Annotated in this window: 19 protein-coding genes; 16 read left to right on the forward strand and 3 right to left on the reverse strand. The window is 36.9% G+C overall.

What is annotated here, in order from left to right; translation table 11 throughout:
* Positions 1–10 precede the first annotated feature (10 nt).
* Positions 11–1,294, forward strand: a complete 1,284-nt coding sequence (locus EDX97_RS07230; RefSeq protein WP_128520484.1) for an HlyC/CorC family transporter — start codon at positions 11–13, stop codon at positions 1,292–1,294.
* A 16-nt stretch (positions 1,295–1,310) separates the two neighbouring features.
* Here the strand turns inward: EDX97_RS07230 and EDX97_RS07235 are convergent, their stop codons facing one another.
* Positions 1,311–2,147: an N-acetylmuramoyl-L-alanine amidase gene (locus tag EDX97_RS07235; RefSeq protein WP_128520485.1), complete on the reverse strand. Its 837-nt coding sequence runs from the start codon at positions 2,145–2,147 to the stop codon at positions 1,311–1,313.
* A gap of 23 nt (positions 2,148–2,170) precedes the next feature.
* Entirely contained in the window at positions 2,171–2,794 is a 624-nt protein-coding gene (locus EDX97_RS07240; protein ID WP_128520486.1) for a YggS family pyridoxal phosphate-dependent enzyme, read from the reverse strand.
* 70 nt (positions 2,795–2,864) lie between these two features.
* On the opposite strand from EDX97_RS07240, the gene EDX97_RS07245 reads away from it, so the two are divergent.
* From EDX97_RS07245 to purH, 12 genes are all read left to right on the forward strand, one after another.
* The gene (locus tag EDX97_RS07245) at positions 2,865–3,419 is read left to right on the forward strand and encodes an isochorismatase family protein (protein ID WP_128520487.1); all 555 of its coding nucleotides are present in this window, start codon (positions 2,865–2,867) and stop codon (positions 3,417–3,419) included.
* The gene (locus EDX97_RS07250; protein WP_128520488.1) at positions 3,395–4,129 is read left to right on the forward strand and encodes a CPBP family intramembrane glutamic endopeptidase; all 735 of its coding nucleotides are present in this window, start codon (positions 3,395–3,397) and stop codon (positions 4,127–4,129) included. The genes EDX97_RS07245 and EDX97_RS07250 overlap by 25 nt, the downstream gene beginning before the upstream one ends.
* Positions 4,130–4,686: 557 nt before the next feature.
* Positions 4,687–5,037 (forward strand): class Ib ribonucleoside-diphosphate reductase assembly flavoprotein NrdI, encoded by a 351-nt coding sequence (nrdI, locus tag EDX97_RS07255; RefSeq protein ID WP_128520489.1) that lies wholly within the window; start codon positions 4,687–4,689, stop codon positions 5,035–5,037.
* 144 nt (positions 5,038–5,181) lie between these two features.
* Complete coding sequence (gene tmk / locus EDX97_RS07260) at positions 5,182–5,814, forward strand: dTMP kinase (protein ID WP_128520490.1); 633 nt, start codon at positions 5,182–5,184, stop codon at positions 5,812–5,814.
* Positions 5,807–6,799: a DNA polymerase III subunit gene (locus EDX97_RS07265; RefSeq protein WP_183164305.1), complete on the forward strand. Its 993-nt coding sequence runs from the start codon at positions 5,807–5,809 to the stop codon at positions 6,797–6,799. Before tmk ends, EDX97_RS07265 begins: the two co-directional genes overlap by 8 nt.
* Entirely contained in the window at positions 6,786–7,631 is an 846-nt protein-coding gene (gene ricT, locus EDX97_RS07270) for a regulatory iron-sulfur-containing complex subunit RicT (RefSeq protein WP_245978025.1), read from the forward strand. The genes EDX97_RS07265 and ricT overlap by 14 nt, the downstream gene beginning before the upstream one ends.
* On the forward strand, positions 7,624–8,466 hold the full coding sequence (rsmI, locus tag EDX97_RS07275; RefSeq protein ID WP_128520493.1) for a 16S rRNA (cytidine(1402)-2'-O)-methyltransferase: 843 nt from the start codon (positions 7,624–7,626) through the stop codon (positions 8,464–8,466). The genes ricT and rsmI overlap by 8 nt, the downstream gene beginning before the upstream one ends.
* 193 nt (positions 8,467–8,659) lie before the next feature.
* The gene (gene purE, locus EDX97_RS07280) at positions 8,660–9,145 is read left to right on the forward strand and encodes a 5-(carboxyamino)imidazole ribonucleotide mutase (protein WP_128520494.1); all 486 of its coding nucleotides are present in this window, start codon (positions 8,660–8,662) and stop codon (positions 9,143–9,145) included.
* 8 nt (positions 9,146–9,153) lie between these two features.
* Positions 9,154–12,843, forward strand: coding sequence for a phosphoribosylformylglycinamidine synthase (locus EDX97_RS07285; protein ID WP_128520495.1), 3,690 nt, complete (start codon positions 9,154–9,156; stop codon positions 12,841–12,843).
* 11 nt (positions 12,844–12,854) lie between these two features.
* The gene (gene purM / locus EDX97_RS07290) at positions 12,855–13,883 is read left to right on the forward strand and encodes a phosphoribosylformylglycinamidine cyclo-ligase (protein WP_128520496.1); all 1,029 of its coding nucleotides are present in this window, start codon (positions 12,855–12,857) and stop codon (positions 13,881–13,883) included.
* Positions 13,880–14,467, forward strand: coding sequence for a phosphoribosylglycinamide formyltransferase (gene purN / locus EDX97_RS07295; protein WP_128520497.1), 588 nt, complete (start codon positions 13,880–13,882; stop codon positions 14,465–14,467). The genes purM and purN overlap by 4 nt, the downstream gene beginning before the upstream one ends.
* Positions 14,464–15,996: a bifunctional phosphoribosylaminoimidazolecarboxamide formyltransferase/IMP cyclohydrolase gene (purH, locus tag EDX97_RS07300; RefSeq protein WP_128520498.1), complete on the forward strand. Its 1,533-nt coding sequence runs from the start codon at positions 14,464–14,466 to the stop codon at positions 15,994–15,996. Before purN ends, purH begins: the two co-directional genes overlap by 4 nt.
* A 113-nt stretch (positions 15,997–16,109) precedes the next feature.
* Here purH and EDX97_RS07305 read toward each other — a convergent pair whose 3' ends face one another.
* On the reverse strand, positions 16,110–16,787 hold the full coding sequence (locus EDX97_RS07305) for a TetR/AcrR family transcriptional regulator (protein ID WP_128520499.1): 678 nt from the start codon (positions 16,785–16,787) through the stop codon (positions 16,110–16,112).
* 55 nt (positions 16,788–16,842) lie between these two features.
* On the opposite strand from EDX97_RS07305, the gene EDX97_RS07310 reads away from it, so the two are divergent.
* Genes EDX97_RS07310 through EDX97_RS07320 form a run of 3 tightly spaced genes read left to right on the forward strand, consistent with a single transcriptional unit; the run spans position 16,843 to position 18,793 of the window.
* On the forward strand, positions 16,843–17,697 hold the full coding sequence (locus EDX97_RS07310) for a DegV family protein (RefSeq protein WP_128520500.1): 855 nt from the start codon (positions 16,843–16,845) through the stop codon (positions 17,695–17,697).
* A gap of 2 nt (positions 17,698–17,699) precedes the next feature.
* Entirely contained in the window at positions 17,700–18,449 is a 750-nt protein-coding gene (locus EDX97_RS07315; RefSeq protein ID WP_128520501.1) for an exodeoxyribonuclease III, read from the forward strand.
* Complete coding sequence (locus tag EDX97_RS07320; RefSeq protein ID WP_128520502.1) at positions 18,449–18,793, forward strand: zinc-ribbon domain-containing protein; 345 nt, start codon at positions 18,449–18,451, stop codon at positions 18,791–18,793. Before EDX97_RS07315 ends, EDX97_RS07320 begins: the two co-directional genes overlap by 1 nt.
* The last annotated feature ends 14 nt before the right edge of the window (positions 18,794–18,807 follow it).

Below are 18,807 nucleotides of genomic sequence, written 5' to 3' on the forward strand. Positions count from 1 at the left end.
GAGGCGTCAAATGGATACAGAACTAACGAGCCAAGTTCTAATATTGATCGTGTTATTGTTGTTGTCGGCATTTTTCTCATCGGCTGAAACAGCTTTTGTTTCTTGCAGTCAAATTCATATGCGTACACTTGCTGATCAAGGCAATCATAATGCGAAAATGGTATTAAAAATTTTAGAAAATCAAACCAAGATGTTGAGTGCTATCTTGATTGGCAATAATCTAATCAATACGTTTGCAGCCAGTATTGCGACTACGATTGCGTACGCTTTTGGTGGTGCAGCTGTTGGTGTTGCCACATTTTTGATTACGTTATTGATCTTGATTTTTGGAGAAATTACCCCAAAGACATTAGCTACTCAACGGGCTGATGATCTCGCATTGATGTATGCCGACATCATTCGCATATTGATGATTGTTTTCACACCTGTCATTCTTTTTATCAATGGTATTTGTGGTGTTTTATTAAGAGCCATGCATGTCGATACCGATGAAAATGCACCAATGATGACAGAAAAAGAATTGCGGACCATTGTGGATGTCAGTCATGAAGAAGGCGTAATTGAAACGGATGAAAAAGAATTGATCAATAATGTATTTGATTTTAGTGATGTAAAAGCCAAAGATGTTATGGTTCCACGTGTTCATGTCGTAATGGCTGATATACATAGTTCCTACAAAGATTTGCTATCCTTATTTCGTGAAGAAATGTTTACACGTATTCCTATCTATGAAGATTCTATTGACAATGTGATTGGTTTGGTCAATATGAAGGATTTATTGATGATTGAAGACCCAAAAAACTTTCATATTGAAATCATATTACGAAAAGCTTTTTTTACCTATGAAAATAAACTGGTTTCGGATTTATTGCTAGAAATGCGACAATCCACGATTAATTTGGCCATTGTATTAGATGAATATGGCGAATTAGCCGGAATCATTACTTTGGAAGATATTATTGAAGAAATTGTTGGTGAAGTGCAAGATGAATATGATATGCATGAACAAGCCAATATTCGTCAAGTCGCTGCACGAGTTTATGATGTGAAAGGATATATAAGCCTACATGATTTGAATGATGCTCTTCATATTGAATTAGATAGTGAAAATTATGATTCTATCGGAGGATTGGTCATTGATACATTGGGTCGATTACCAAAAGTCAATGATTATATTACATTGGATAATGGTATACGTATCCAAGTAATCAAATTAGAAAAAAATCGAATTGAAGAAGTGCGTATATCTTTACCAAAACGAAAAAATAGTAACGAGACAAATGAAAACTCGTAAAAGCAAGTATATGCTTTTACGAGTTATTTTTTAAAATATAATCATGATATGCTTTAGCCGCTGCTTTGGCTATTTTATTGATGTTCTTCTTTTTTTGTAAAGCTTTTGCCTGTGCAAGATTTGAACCATATCCAACTTCATAAAGCATGGACGGACGTTTTTTCTGTTCTGTAATTACATATAATGGATAGGTAGCTACATCTTGAATTAAATAATCATAATTCCAACCCGCTTTTTTTAAGTTTTGATGTATTTTTTTCGCAATTGCAATACTTGCATCATCATTTCCACGAACATAGAAATCATATGAATTTAATGAACTATCATCTTCATTGGAATTCACATGAAAGGAAATAAAATAATCTGCATTGGCATCATCAGCAATTTTGACTCGTTCTTTTAGATCTTCGACTTCATCTTCTGGCCATGAAACAGTATCACTTGTTCTTGTATATACAATCTTGATATTTGGATTCATTTCTTTTAAGTATTTTCCAAAAGCTTTCGCATATTTCAACGTGACATCTTTCTCACTCGTTCCATCTGCCATGATATTTCCACCATCATAGCCACCATGACCTGGATCTACACAAACAGTTACTGCTGGATATTTGCTTTTATCCGTTGTGGTCGTTGTTTTTTTCGTTGTCGGCATTGGTGCCGGAGCAAGTAAATGAACAACTAACGAAATAATTGCCCAAAGAATCAGTACAAATCCACCGAGAACAATCAATCGATTGCGAATTCGACGTCTTCGTAAGGACTTTTTACGTTTCGCATAACGGATTTGTTGCTGACGCGATGTTGGTTTATGCGTAACTCTTTTTACTTTTTTATTCGGAGTATTCGACATAGGACAATCATATCAAAAAAGCATCAAGATTGGAACAAGGCAGTGCCAATTCGTACTTGATTTGAACCATGAGCAAGTGCCAAACGCCAATCATGGGACATACCCATAGATAATGTATCCATTTGTGGATATTTTTCTTTTGCTTGATCATAAAGAGCTTTCATTTCATCAAATTCTTTGGCATTGACACTTTCATCATCGGTATGCGTAGCAATGCACATTAAACCCTTTACACAAATGTGATCAAATTGTTCCAACTCTTTTAAGAAATCCATAGCACCTTCAATCGGATATCCGGTTTTATTTTCATCCGTTTTTGTAACTTTTAATTCAACAAGAATATCTTGTACAATACCTAATTTTGTAGCTTGTTTATTGATTTCTTTGGCTAATTTCAAAGAATCAACACTTTCGATCATATCGACTTTACCAACCACATATTTCACCTTATTTGTTTGTAGATGACCAATGATATGCCAATGATATTTTGGATCATATTTGGTTAAAAATTCTTGTACCCGATTTTCTCCGAAAGTAGAAAGACCCAAGGCATATAATTGATCCACTTCTTCTTTTGTATGTTTTTTTGTGACTGCAACAACACGGATATTTTTATCTAATAATTCTTTAATTAGTGACTCATTCATATTGTACCTCCATCGATAAAAAGTATATTCCTTTTTAAGTCTTAGAACAAATCTATGATATAGTTAGGACATGAAAACATGTTTATTAATTATTGACCAACAAAGAGGAAATCGAGAATTAGATCGATTATACGATGATATTCAAGCCAATCAAACCATTCAAGCCGCTGTTGACCTTGCCCAAACAAAATGGTTTGATCAAGTGTATGCTTGTGGATTTATCAATCCACCCCAAAGTGTCTGGCAAGAAAAAATGCATTGGCATGGTTTATCGAAAGAATCTTCTTATTTGATTGATACCGAAATTCAAAGAATTGCCGATCAAGAATTTTATCATTCCTCCTATTTTCCGATAACGAAAGAATTATCTCAATTTTTGGAATGGAAAAACATGGAACGTGTCTTAGTTTGTGGTATGGAAACAGATTGTTGTGTTTTATTCGGTGCCTGTCAATTATTTGAAATGGGTTATGATGTAGCTGTAGCTGGCTATGCCTGTGCTTCTTCTACAGGTTTAAAGAGTCATCAAGCTGGATTGACATCGATTTCGCATCGATTGCCCAAAGATGCACTATTGATGGATCAAAAAGAGGTTGAACAATGGATACAGAAAGAAAAGAAATAATTTATGCGCTATGTATTGCTGGATGCATGGCCTTTTTTTATATAAGTGGTATTCCCTTTAAATATATAAATATTCCATTCTTGGATTTGCATGCCGATACGATAGGACTCTGTCTACAAGCCCTTGTTGTGTGGTTCATTGGTTTATGTTTGACACATGTTCTTTGTCCACATTACCAATTATATTCACATACACACCATGCCTATTATGGTCTATCTATCGTATTTTTATTTTTGATTCCCTTTCTTTCTATCTATTGGGGACTTCGTCCATTGGAAGGACATCCATCTGGCATGAAAATATTTTTTGAAGGAATTTTTTATTATGTCTGTGTCGGCTTGATTGAAGAATTTTTTTGTCGTGGTCTAATACTTCAATCCATTCAAAAAATCATAAACAATGATGTATTTGCGATAGGAATGACCGCCTTGATTTATGGCCTTCTTCACATACCCGGTATGATGGGACAAGCCACCATCGTGGTAATCATGCGAACTTTATGGAGCATCGGATTAGGCATCTATTTTGGATCAATTTATGTCAAAACACAATCACTTGGCTATGTATCTTTCATTCATATGATGGCCGATTGGGCAGCGATTCCCTTTGTCTTTTCCGAATTGTCTTATTATCCAGGGCAAAGTGCAGCCATCGTTTTTTTAACATATTTAGCACTAGGATGTTACGGACTTGTCATCGTATCCTCATAAATAAAATGAAAAATAATACAAAATCATATGAACGAGCGAAGAATGGTTTTTGATGATGTTGCATCTTACCCAATGCCATAAGAATCTCCCTGCCTATCAATATCAACAAATCGCATTGGAACGCATGATGGAAATATTGTCGCAATAGATGAAAAAAGAAATCGATGCAGTCTATCCATTCAAAACCCAATGGTATGAGATGTGGATCATGTTATAGAAATGAATCTATTTCAAATCTTGATAAAGACGATATTTGCGATTGTGTGATAGGATACGTGTGGAATATTTTCCCAACTTATTTTCAATCATGACAATGAAGATGACGAATACAAAGTAGTATTATCTGAAAAATAGACAGCAAGATTTGTGCCGGTATGGCAATATTTATGATGAATACGTATCTATGATCATAATGAGTCACAGGAAAAACAGTTGAAAAAATCATTGGCCAATTCATGACTGAATTTGAGGGAAGAATTTAAAAATGAAGGTTGACATCTTAGTTAGTCTATGATAACTTATAGACAGTTAGTAATGACTAACAAGGAGGTTGCCCGATGAAGTATATTTATGCATCTCGTACAGGTAATGTAGAGAGTTTGATTCAAAAGTTAGGATTGGATGCCCAACGCATTGATACTGGATCTGAAACTTGCGATGACGATTATGTATTATTTACATATACAGATGGCTATGGCGATATCCCAATGGAAGTGGATTCCTTCTTGATGGCCAATTCCAATCATTTGACTGGTGTTGTTGTCTCTGGATCCAAAGATTATGGCGATGCCTATTGCCAAGCCGGCGACAAAATTGCCGAAATGTACGATGTTCCTGTTCTTTATAAAGTAGAGAATGATGGAACCGATGAAGATGTAACAGCCATTAAAGCGGCGTTAAATCTTTAATAGTTAAAGTCACAGAATAGTCCATAAAATTTCCTCTCACTAGATGATTGCACCGAATCATCTATCCTTAATCTTCTGTGGACGAGTATTAAAAAGGCCAAGGAATTTCACCCATCCTTGGTCTTTTCTGTTATAATGGGCCATATGAAAAAAGGCGTATTTATCACATTTGAAGGCAATGACGGTGCAGGAAAGACAACCGTTTGTAAAGCTATCTATAAAAAATTACTCGAACAAGGATATGATGTTATTTATACACGCGAACCAGGCGGTTCGCAAATTGCAGAAAAGATTCGTGATATCTTATTAAATACCCATAATCAATCGATGGATCCACTAACCGAAGCGTTATTATATGCAGCCAGTCGTCGACAACATCTTGTTGAAAAAATATTACCAGCTTTAGAAAAGAAACAAATTGTTTTATGTGATCGTTTTATCGATTCCAGTCTAGCCTATCAGGGCTATGCCCGAAAAATTGGAATGTCATCAATTTGGTCCATCAATCAATTTGCGATTGATGGACACATGCCCGATCGTACGATTTTCTTATCGGTTTCCATCGAAACAGGACAAAAACGCATGGATATCCGTGGTGAAAAGAACCGTTTAGATTTAGAAGCAAATGATTTTCATCAAGCTGTACGAAAAGGCTATGAAATCCTTTGTGAACAACAGAAAGATCGTATTGTTGTGATCGATGCGGAACCAGAACTGGATACTGTCATCCATCAGACAATGGCTTCTGTCTTAGAGGTTGTGCATGCCTATGAATAAAGAACAATTCAAGAATACGCAACCGATTGTCTATCGTACATTATCCAATGCCCTAAAAAAAAATCGCTTAGCCCATGCATATCTCTTTTCAGGACCCAAAGGCTCTCCAAAAAAAGAAGTTGCTTTACTATTGGCCCAAAGTATTGCTTGTAGCCATCGGGATGAAGATGGGTTTGCTTGTCAAACTTGTGACAGTTGCCAACGTATTGCCAACGAAGAATCCATTGATTTTTTTTGGAAACATGGCATCCATTATAAAAAAGTGATAAAAGATCCTTTTTCCAATCAATCCAAAACGATAGTTTCCAGTCGAATCAAAAAATCAGATATTGTGGAACTTCAATCTTTTTTTGAAGCAACAAGTGCAGAAAAAGATAATACCCGTGTATTTATATTGGAAGACTATGATCAAGCTACACCCGAAGCTTCGAATAGCTTATTGAAGTTTCTCGAAGAACCACAACCTGGAATTTATGGTATTCTAGTAGCAGACGAAGTAAATAATGTTTTACCAACGATTCAATCTCGTTGTCAATCGATTGTTTTTCGTCCTCCATCGGTCCATGATTTGTATGTATCTTTAAAAGATGAGATGTCCGATGAAAAAGCCAATATGTTAGCGCATAGTCGATATACATATGAAGAAGCTGTAGAAATTGCTGCGGATCCACAATTTGAAGTGATTGAACAAGCTGCAAAAAACTATCGAAAACATTGGCAAAGCTGGCAATCGATTGTCGATATGCAGACACAAATATTTGTTCCTAAAAGTCCATTGTGTGATAAAACATGGATCCGTGTTTGGATCCAATGGTTATTGTTTTTGATCAAACAAGATACGGAACTTTCTTTAGCTACACGCGTGGATCTGGAACTGATTCTTGTGGAAGCCATAGATACATTACGCATGCCCGTTGATTTAGGATTATTTTTAGATCGCGTGTATGCTCAAATACGAAAGGTTGTACAAAATGAAAGAAGATAAAGAAAGAAGGAGCGATCCTCACTACAAGTTTTTAATATATATTCAGTTTGATCATTCGGCCAAACAATATAGTTTTGGTGCACGAACCGATTATCATAAAGGCCAAAAAGTCGTTGTGGAAACCGTTCGTGGTAAAGAGTTAGGAACTGTTTGTGCGCCAAGTGTCCCTTTTGATCCGAAAAAAACCAAAGGTGACATCAAACCAGTATTACGTTTGGCGACAAAATACGATGAAATCCAAAAAGTAGAAAATGAAGAAGCTGCAGAAAAAGCCATTAAAATTTGTCGTAAATGCATTGAAAGCCTTGGCTTAGATATGCATTTGATCAATGGAGAATATACGCTGGATCGTGCCAAAGTTATTTTTACCTATGTTGCGGATCAGAGAGTTGACTTCCGTCAATTATTGAAAGATTTAGCCAGTCAACTTCATTGTCGAATTGAATTGCGCCAAGTTGGCCCTCGTAATAAAGCCAAGATGATTGGTGGATTAGGAAATTGTGGAATGGAAACTTGTTGTTCTCGTTTCTTGAATGATTTTCAAACGGTATCCATTAATATGGCAAAAAATCAATTATTGGCTTTGAATATTTCTAAATTAAGTGGTCAATGCGGCAAATTGATGTGTTGTTTACGTTTTGAAAATGACGAATATACCGCTATGCGACAAGGTTTGCCAAAAATCAATTCAAAGATCCAATTTGAAGGCAATACATATAAAATCACAAGTATGAATGTGATTCAAAAAACCGCAAAACTAGAAAATCGTGAAGAAGTTCGCTTTGTGACATTCAAAGAATTATGGCCAGACAAGGATTTTAACAATGATTAGACAAAAAAGCTTTGTTTCTCAAAGACCAACCGTATACTTAGTACCTACACCCATTGGAAATCTAACCGAACTGACACCGCGAGCTTTGGATATCCTGAATCAAGTGGATTTGGTGGCAGCTGAAGATACCCGAAACACCCGTAAATTATTAACCCACTATGGGATCCATAAATCACTTTTAGCTTGTCATGAACACAATCAAAAAGTAGCCATTCCACAGGTATTAGAAGCGATTGAATCGGGAAAATCGATTGCGGTCGTATCCGATGCAGGTTATCCATTGGTTTCTGATCCAGGTCAACATTTGGTGGAAACACTGATTCAAAAAGAAATACCCGTTGTATCGATTTCAGGCCCTAATGCGGCATTGGACGCTTTGGTTGCGAGTGGACTACCATGTTATCATTATATGTTTTATGGCTTTTTAGACAATAAACATAATAAACGCGTCCAAGAATTAGAAACGTTAAAAGCTTTTCCTTATACGATTCTTTTTTATGAAGCACCCCATCGCATACAAACTACATTAACGGATATGCTTACAGTCTTGGGTGATCGCAAAATGGTACTGGCCAGAGAATTGACCAAAGTCCATGAAGAATATTTACGAGGTACAATTTCTGAAATCTTAGATGTGTGTGAGGAATTAAAAGGTGAAATGGTCATTGTGATGGATGGCTATCAAGAAGAAGATTCCTTTGACTTAGATAAAGCGGTAGATCGTGTCATCGATTTATCACAAACGATGAAATTAAAAGAAGCATGTAAACAAGTAGCCAAAGAAACAGGGGCATCAAAAAATGTGCTGTATCAAGAAGCTTTAAAGCGGAAATGAGAATTTCTGCTTTTTTTGATGAAAATAAGTCATAGACGTTCCTATGAATTTCATGTAAAATAATGGTGCATAGAATTTTGGAGGTCTAACTTATGGTCTTAAGTAGATTCACAAAAATGTATGATAATGTTGTCATCGTGCGCCATTTTTAGGTGCGCTTTTTTTTGTATGAAAAAGGAGGAAATAACTAACTATGTCGAAGAAAGTTTTGATCGTGATGGGATCCCGTTCGGATTTACCAGCTATGGAAGGATGTATGAAACAATTGGATGAATTTGGAATGGAATACCAAGTTCGAGTATTAAGTGCCCATCGTACACCGGAAGCTGTATTAAAAGTATCGAGTGAAGCCAAAGAAAATGGATTTGGTGTCATTATTGCCGCAGCTGGAGGTGCTGCTCATCTAGCTGGTGTAATCGCAAGTTCAACACCATTGCCAGTTATTGGTATTCCCATCCAAACTTCTGCTTTAGGTGGTATGGACTCGTTATTATCAACCGTACAAATGCCAAGTGGTGTACCCGTTGCAACCGTTGCGATTGGTAAAGCTGGACCAAAAAATGCGGCTATCTTAGCTTGCCAAATGATTGGTATCGGTGATGCTGCTGTCCAACAAAAAATCATTGATTTCAAAAAAGCGCAAGCCGAAAAAGTTTTGGCCGATTCAGTCGTAGAATAGGAGACTATATGGATACAAGATTCTTTGTTCAAAAGAAAGAACAATTTCGTACAGAAGGAAAATCATTGACCAATGAATTAAGAGATTCATTGGGTTTAGCCGATGATTTTTCGCTATCTCGCTACAATATCTATGATGTATTCAATGCCGATACACAAGATATTGAATTATTAAAAAATGACGTATGTAGTGAAGTCGTTACCGATTCGGTCTATGATACCGTTGATTTAGAAGGAAAGACCTATTTGGCCTATGAATATTTACCAGGACAATATGATCAACGAGCTGATAGTGCCATGCAATGTTTGATGCTTCTAAACAATAAACAAACCGTTCGTATTCATTCAGGAACGTTACTGGTATTTGAAAATGTAGAAGATAATCAATTAGCCGCCATTGAACACTATTTGATCAACCCTGTCGAAGCCCGAAAGAAAGATCTAGCTGTATTGGAAGATGATCAAGATATTACGGTAAAAGATGTTCCCGTATTGACAGGCTTTAATGAAATGGATACAAAAGCTTTATCGGATTATCGAGAAGAACTTGGTTTAGCCATGTCACAAGAAGATATTGAATTTGTACAAGATTATTTTAAGAATACCGAAAAACGGGAACCAACCATGACGGAAATTCGCGTATTAGATACCTATTGGTCGGATCATTGTCGACATACAACATTTGAAACCGTATTAGAAAATGTCGATTTTAAACTAGATACCTTTGCTGATCAACTACAAGCTAGTTATGAACAATACTTAAAATTACGAGAAGAGCTCAATCGTACGCACAAAGAACAAACCCTAATGGATATGGCAACCATTGGTGGTAAATACTTGCGTAAACAAGGTAAATTGGAAAATCTAGAAGTTAGTGATGAAATCAATGCTTGTTCGATTGAAATCAAAGTCGATGTGGATGGTAAAGATGAAGATTGGTTATTGATGTTTAAAAACGAAACACATAACCATCCAACCGAAATTGAACCATTTGGTGGAGCGGCCACTTGTATTGGTGGAGCCATTCGTGATCCACTAAGTGGACGAAGCTATATCTATCAAGCCATGCGTATTACCGGTGCTGGCGATATCACCAAACCAATCAGTGAAACCATGGAACATAAATTGCCACAGTCAAAGATTTCAACCGAAGCGGCACATGGTTATTCAAGCTATGGTAACCAAATCGGTTTAGCTACCACTTATGTAGAAGAAATCTATGATGAAGGCTATGTCGCTAAACGTATGGAAGTAGGAGCCGTTGTTGGTGCGGCACCAAAAGACCATGTCATTCGTGAACATGCTGAACCAGGCGATATCATTGTCTTATTAGGTGGTGCCACAGGTCGTGATGGTATTGGTGGAGCAACCGGTTCCAGTAAAGAACATAACGATACTTCTTTGGATAAATGTGCCAGTGAAGTACAAAAAGGAAACGCTTTGATTGAACGAAAGCTACAACGATTATTCCGAAATCCTGAATGTACTCGCTTGATCAAGATCTGTAACGATTTTGGTGCTGGTGGTGTATCCGTTGCCGTTGGTGAATTGGCCGATGGACTGGATATCAACTTAGATGCAGTTCCCGTTAAATACTTAGGTTTGGATGGTACTGAACTGGCTATTTCGGAATCACAAGAACGAATGGCGGTTTGTATTGAAGCCAAAGATTTTGATCACTTTGTACAATTAGCCCATGAAGAAAACTTAGGTGCTGTCAAGGTAGCTGATGTGACCGATAATAATCGTCTTGTGATGCATTGGCGAGATAAAGTCATCGTAGATATGTCACGTGACTTCTTAAATACCAACGGTGTTCGTCAACATCAAAATGTCGAAGTAACCAATAGTGAATACGATGTAGATCCATTTGCTCCGTCCAATACAACGTTATCGGATGTTCTCCAAAGTCCAAATGTGGCTTCACAAATTGGCTTGAGCGAAATGTTTGATGCATCCATTGGTAAAAGTACGGTATTGATGCCTTGGGGTGGAAAATATCAATTGACGCAAGAAGAAGGATCGGTACAAAAATTACCAGTTCATGGCTTTACCAATACATGTTCATTGATGACGTATGGATACGATCCAGATCTAAGTAAGTATTCGCCTTATCTAGGTGCACAATATAGTGTGGTAGAAGCATTAGCTCGATTGACGGCTCTGGGTGCTGATTATTCGACAGCGCGTTTAAGCAACCAAGAATATTTCGAACATCTAAGTAAAGATGATAAGAAATGGGGCAATCCATTTCAAGCTTTATTGGGATTGATTGATGCACAATTGGCTTTTGAAACACCAGCCATTGGTGGTAAAGACTCCATGTCCGGAACATACAATGATATTCATGTGCCACCAACCGTTATTACGTTTGCGGTCACTACAGCGAAGACCGATGAAATTGTGAGTGCTGCTTTTAAGAAAGCCAGCAACTATGTCTATTTGATCAAACATCATCCAGGCAAAAATAATGTACCAAATTATGAAGAATTAAAAGATAATTTCAATACGATCCATAAATACATGCATAATGGCAAGATCGTAAGTGCAGCTACCGTCAAATTCGGCGGCTTAGGCGCTACACTTGCCCGTATGAGTTTTGGAAATAAGATTGGTGTGGCCGTTCAAACGGATGAAGATCTATATGGTTTTAACATCGGTTCCATTGTCGTGGAAACGACGGAATCGATCCAAGATCCACATTTCACCTTATTAGGTATGACCAAGGTTGAACCAGAGATTATCTTAAATGAGGAAAAAACCAAGATCAGTGATGCGATCGCAATTTGGCAAAAACGATATGACAAGATTTATCCGGCCACGACAGATCGCAATGGAAAAGCCCTACAAACGCCATTGACGAATGTAGAATTACCACTATCCAAGAAAGTTGTAGAAACACCAAAAGTAGTGATTCCTATTTTCCCAGGACAGAACTGTGAATACGATACAACGCAACAATTTGAACGTGCGGGTGCAACCGTTACCCAAGTCGTATTTAATAATATGAGTGTTGCTGATATTCAAGAAAGCATTGATAAATTGGCTAAAGAAATTGAAACTGCACAAATTTTAATGTTGGTAGGTGGTTTCTCAAGTGGTGATGAACCAGATGGATCGGGTAAATTCATCGCAACGGTATTAAAGAATCCAAAAATCAATGCAGCCGTGGAAAAGATGCGTGCAAACGAAGGATTGATCCTTGGTATTTGTAACGGATTCCAAGCTTTAATCAAATCGGGTCTATTACCATATGGTGATGTGAAGAAATTGGATGCACAAAATCCAACATTGTTCCGCAACAATATCAATCGCCATGTGAGTCATATTGCTCGTACGCGTGTCACATCGAATAAATCCCCTTGGTTACAAGGATGTACACCAGGTAGTATGTATTCAATCGCCATGAGTCATGGTGAAGGTAAATTTGTAGCCAGTGATGCAGTGATTGAAAAATTATTGGCAAATGGACAAGTTGCGACACAATATGTTAATGAATTTGGTCATCCAACCATGAATGGTGTGGATAATATCAATGGCTCTACATTAGCTATTGAAGGAATCGTATCCGAAGATGGTCATATTTTTGGTAAGATGGGTCATAGTGAACGTTATGAATCTGGTTTATTCCAAAATATTGATGGAAATAAAGAACAAAACATCTTTGCGAATGGTGTACGATTCTTTACACATAAATAAGGAGAAGGAAAATGGCAGAAAAATATAAAGAGGCAGGCGTCAATCTAGAAGCGGGTTACGAATCGGTACGCCGTATTCAATCGCATGTAGCACGTACGAAAGTCAAAGGTGCCATGGATTCGATTGGTGCTTTTGGTGGTATGTTTGATTTAAGTGTTTACAATATTAAAGAACCTGTATTGGTTTCCGGCACCGATGGTGTAGGTACAAAATTGATGTTGGCATTTGAAATGGATAAACACGATACAATTGGAATCGATGCTGTTGCGATGTGTGTCAATGACGTATTGGTACAAGGCGCCCAACCCATTTATTTCTTAGATTATATTGCGGTCGGTCAAAATAAACCGGCTGTGATCGAACAAATTGTGAAAGGTGTTGCGGATGGTTGTGTACAATCCAATGCAGCTTTAATTGGTGGTGAAACCGCCGAAATGCCAGATATGTATGATAAAGATCATTACGATTTGGCTGGCTTCTGTGTTGGTGTTGTCGATAAATCGAAATTAAAAGATTCAAGAAATCTAAAAGTTGGCGATACCTTGATTGGTTTACCTTCTACGGGTGTCCATTCCAATGGCTTTAGTTTGGTTCGAAAGGTTTTATTTAAAGATGCCCATTTGGATCCACATGCGACATATGAAGAATTGGATGGACAAGTTTTAGGTGATGTTCTTTTGACGCCAACCAAGATTTACGTGAAAGCAGTGACTTCATTATTTGATGTGGTTGATATTCATGCGATGAGCCATATTACAGGTGGTGGTTTCTTTGAGAATATCCCAAGAATGTTGAAAGATGGAATGGGTGTTGAAATTGATACAACTTCATTCCCACGTCCAAAGATTTTTGATTTCATTCAAAAAACAGGAAACATTGAGACGCAAGAAATGTACAATGTCTTCAATATGGGAATTGGCTTTATGATGGCAGTAGATCCAAGTGATGTCGATACTGTACAAGCCAAACTACAAGAAATGGGCGAACCATCCTATGTTGTTGGTAAAGTCACGGATTCAGGAAAGGTCGTTTTGAAATGATCAATATTGCCATCTTTGCTTCTGGATCCGGTACGAATTTTGAAGCCATCATGAAACATATTCAAGATGGCTCTTTGCCGGTATCTTGTCAATGTTTGATCGTTGATAAAAGTGATGCCTATTGTATTCGACGAGCTGAAAAATATAAGGTCCAATCCTTTTTTGTGAATCCGAAACGATATGCCAGTAAAGAAGAATATGAAATGATGATCTTACATATCCTTCAAGAAAAAAAAGTAGACCTAATTGTTTTAAGTGGATATATGCGATACATTGGAAAGGTTTTATTAGAAGCGTATCCAAATCGCATTATTAATATTCATCCAGCATATTTACCAGAATTCCCGGGTGCACATGCGATATTAGATGCTTTTGAAGCTCATGTGAAACAAACCGGTGTTACGGTCCACTATGTAGATGAAGGTGTAGATACAGGACCCATTATTCAACAACGTCGATTAGATATTGATCCCGATTGGGATTTGGCTACGTTGGAAACGCATGTCCATGCTGTTGAATACGATTTATTTTGGCGAGTGATCAAAGAAGTAGCAGAAAAAATAGAAAAGGAGAAAAACGAATGAAAAGAGCATTAGTCAGTGTATCAGATAAAAGTGGTTTGATTCCTTTTGTACAAGGATTAGTTGATGCTGGTTATGAAATTATTTCGACTGGTGGTACCAAAAAAGCTTTGGAAGAAGCAGGTTTGAAACCTATTGGTATTTCGGAAGTTACGGGATTTCCAGAAATCTTAGATGGTCGTGTAAAAACATTGCATCCAAAAGTACATGGTGGTTTATTGGCTGTGCGTAGCAATCCGGATCATATGAAACAAATCCAAGAATTAGGTATTGATCCAATTGATATGGTTGTTGTGAATTTGTATCCTTTTAAACAGACCGTACAAAAACCAGGTGTATCGCACGAAGAAATTATTGAAAATATTGATATTGGTGGTCCTTCGATGTTGCGTAGTGCTTCTAAAAACTATCAAGCTGTTACCGTTGTTTGTGATCCAGCCGATTACGATGTCGTATTAGCCGAAATCAAAGAAAAGGGAGATACAACGCCAGAAACAAGAGAACGTTTAGCTGCTAAGGTCTTCCGTACAACAGCTCAATACGATGCGATGATTGCGGATTATCTCACAAAGAAAACAGGCGAAGAATTCCCAGAAAAATTAACGATCACTTTTGATAAAGTACAAGATCTTCGTTATGGCGAAAACCCACATCAAAAAGCGGCTTTCTATAAAGGCATGAAACCACAATATTCATTGGCCAATGCGAAACAGTTACATGGAAAAGAACTTTCTTACAACAATATTCAAGATGGAAATGCTGCCATCGAAATTCTGAAAGAATTTGAGGGTCAACATGCTGCTGTTGGTTTGAAACATATGAATCCATGTGGTATTGGTCTTGGAAACAGTATTGATGAAGCATGGGATAAATGTTTTGAAGCCGATCCAGTTTCTATTTTTGGTGGTATCGTGGCTTTCAATGATGAAGTCAATGAAACAACAGCTGAAAAGTTATCTAAGATCTTCTTGGAAATCATCATTGCTCCTTCTTTCTCACAAGATGCTTTAGATATTTTGACAAAGAAAAAGAACATTCGTTTGATGACGTTGGATGTAACGCAGAGTGTAAACAATACATTCAAATATACAAATGTCAATGATGGTTTGTTGGTGCAAGAAATGGATACCAAACAAATCAATAAAGAAGATCTTCGTTGCGTAACAAATCGTAAACCAACCGATGAAGAAATGGATCAATTGTTGTTCGCATGGAAGGTTGTTAAACATGTGAAATCCAATGCGATCGTATTGGTGAAAGATAATATGACCATTGGTGTTGGTGCCGGTCAGATGAATCGTGTTGGTTCGGCTGAAATTGCCATTAAAGAAGCTGGCGAAAAAGCCAAAGGCTCCGTAATGTCAAGCGATGCTTTCTTCCCATTTAAAGATACGGTACAAACTGCCATCGAAGCCGGTGTCACTGCCATTATTCAACCAGGTGGATCCATTCGAGATCAAGAATCCATTGATGAATGCAATGCCCATAACATCGCCATGGTATTTACGGGTGTTCGTCATTTTAAACATTAATTTTTAAACTTTAAACTAAAATTAAGGTAGCTCTACTATGATGAAACCATCAAGGAGCTACCTTGAATTTGTTTACTAGAAATTCCCTTTCTCTCTCAAAAATTATATATTGCTTACTTTCTAGTGGATAAATAAATAGAAGGCGAAGAATGATCGTCTTCTTTTTTTTGCATGGTAGATTGAATGCCATAAAAAGAAATCTGGTAGAGAAGTTGATTGACTTCATCTAAGGACATTTTATCGGAAGAACGAAAATAGTTTGTGTATACAGCCAAGAGGCCGGAAAAGAAGTAGGTGATATAGACTTCTTTTTCAATGGGTTTCATTCCTAATTCTTCGGCATAAATATCTTTTAAATAGGAAATGCATTCTTTTTCGAAGGGAGGCCAAAAAAGATCATACAAGGAATCGCTGGAAAAAAATTGGTATAGGTGAAGATCACTTTGAATAAATTGGTTAAAAATCTTAAAAACTTCTTTTGAATTATAGGGGTCTTGGAAAAAATGATCATCATTTAATTGTGAAAAAAGTTCTACAATTTTGCGATGTGCAAAATCTTTTATGATATCTTCACAAGTGTTGTAATGAAGATAAAATGTTTTGCGATCAATATTGGCTTCTTTGGCGATGCTGGTGATCGATATCCGTTTGCCTGGATTGGCTTGAAGTAAACGAAAATAAGCCGATTCAATGGCTTGTTTGGTTTTGATGATGCGACGATCCATAGTCAACAAATCCTTTCCAATTGTGGAAAAATCCTCAATATATTTTAAATTGGGAATTGATTTCATAGATATTAGTAATAATAATACTCATATGTAGAAAAATCAACAAAGGAGAACAACAATGAAAATTAAAGTTGTGATGGATAGTGGTGGCTTGATGAATAAACAAGAAGCCAATCAACTGGGAATTGATTACTTACCTCTACAAGTCATGATCAATGGTCAAACATACATGGATGGTGTTGATTTAGATCGGGATTTTCTATATGACCAAATGGAAAAAGGTGCAAAAGTACAAACCAGTTTACCACCATTAGGCCTTGTTGATGAATTATTTCAAGAATATAAGAATACCGGTATTACCGATGTTGTTTTGATTACCTTATCCAATGCTTTGTCTTCAACCAATGAAAAAGTGCAAATCATGGGTCAAGAACATGGCTTGCATATGCATACACTAGATATTTATTCGACACTTGGTATGGAAAAGTATATGGCTATTTATGCTAAACGAATGGTTGATGAAGGATTGGACCCAGAAACGATCATTGCTCGTTTAAAAGAAAGTGTCGATCGTTCCTGTGGATATTTAATTGTAGAAGACTTGGACCATTTAGCGAAAGGTGGTCGCTTAACGCCGATGGCTGCAAAATTAGGAGGTATGCTGAAAATCAAACCGATTTTGCGAGTATCCAAAGATACCAAAGGGCGTGTGGATATTTATGATAAAGTTCGTACAATGAAACGAGCTATCAAACAAACGTGTGAAATCATAAGTCAAGATCCGCAATTGAATGCCAAAGACTATCAAATTGTAATCATGGATTCTCGTGCACGAGGGTATGCACAATATGCCCAAGATATGTTAGAGTTATTGGTACCAGGGATCGAAATTGAACGTGATGATCTATGTCCCGTGATTAATTGTCATACGGGAATGGGTTCAATTGGTATCCAATATATCTATAGGAGGTAATTGTGAAACTCATTTCTTGGAACGTGAATGGTATTCGTGCCGTTCTAAAAAAAGATTTCTTGGATATATTATATACATTAGATGCAGATGTATTTTGTATTCAAGAAACGAAAGCACAACCCGATCAAATTGAAGTGGACTGTAAAGATTTATATCCTTATCAATATATGAATAGTGCACAACGAAAAGGATACAGTGGTACGATGATTTTTTGTAAGAAAGAACCACTTTCCATTATCTATGGAATGAATCAGCCAGAACACGATACCGAAGGTCGAGTGATTACGATCGAATATGAAGATTTTGATTTAGTGACTGTCTATACCCCCAATTCAGGGACGGGTTTAAAACGACTGGATTATCGTATGGAATGGGATAAAGCTTTTACGGAATATGTTACCAGTTTAGAAAAGCCAGTCATTATTTGTGGTGACTTAAATGTGGCAAATGAAGAAATTGATATCAAAAATCCCAAAACAAATCATAAGAATGCCGGTTTTACGGATGAAGAACGCAATAGTTTTAAAGCAAACTTATTGAAACATTACAAAGATAGCTATCGAACGTTATATCCCGATAAAGTGGAATATTCATGGTGGAGCTATCGTTTTCATGCACGAGAAAAAAATGCCGGATGGCGCATTGATTATTGGCTAGTGGATCCTAGACTTTGGGACAAAGTAGAAGATTCGAAGATTTTAACCGATATTTATGGATCGGATCATTGTCCGATCGAGTTGGATCTAAAATAATGTTTTTCTTTTTTTCTATTTTACCCAAAACTAAAGATCTAGGATTTCATTGGATCGATTGTCTAACCATGAATGCCCATGTATATGTGACCTATCAAGAGTTTGCGATTTTTCTGATTCCCCTATTCCATTGGGGCAGAACCTATCGTATACAAACGGAAAATGGGGATATCTATCAGCTGAATTCGGAAAAAGGCAAGCAATTAGAAAAGGGAGATGTTTCCATCACATGGTCTGATTTAGAAACCATGCAAAAAGAAACACGGGTATGTCCGCATTGTGGTATGCCCATTGAAAATGATAGCTATTCGTTTTGTCCACATTGTGGTAAACCATTATACTAAAAAAGGAGTTTGTA

The organism is Absicoccus porci (genome assembly GCF_003725415.1).
Lineage (GTDB): Bacteria > Bacillota_I > Bacilli_A > Erysipelotrichales > Erysipelotrichaceae > Absicoccus > Absicoccus porci.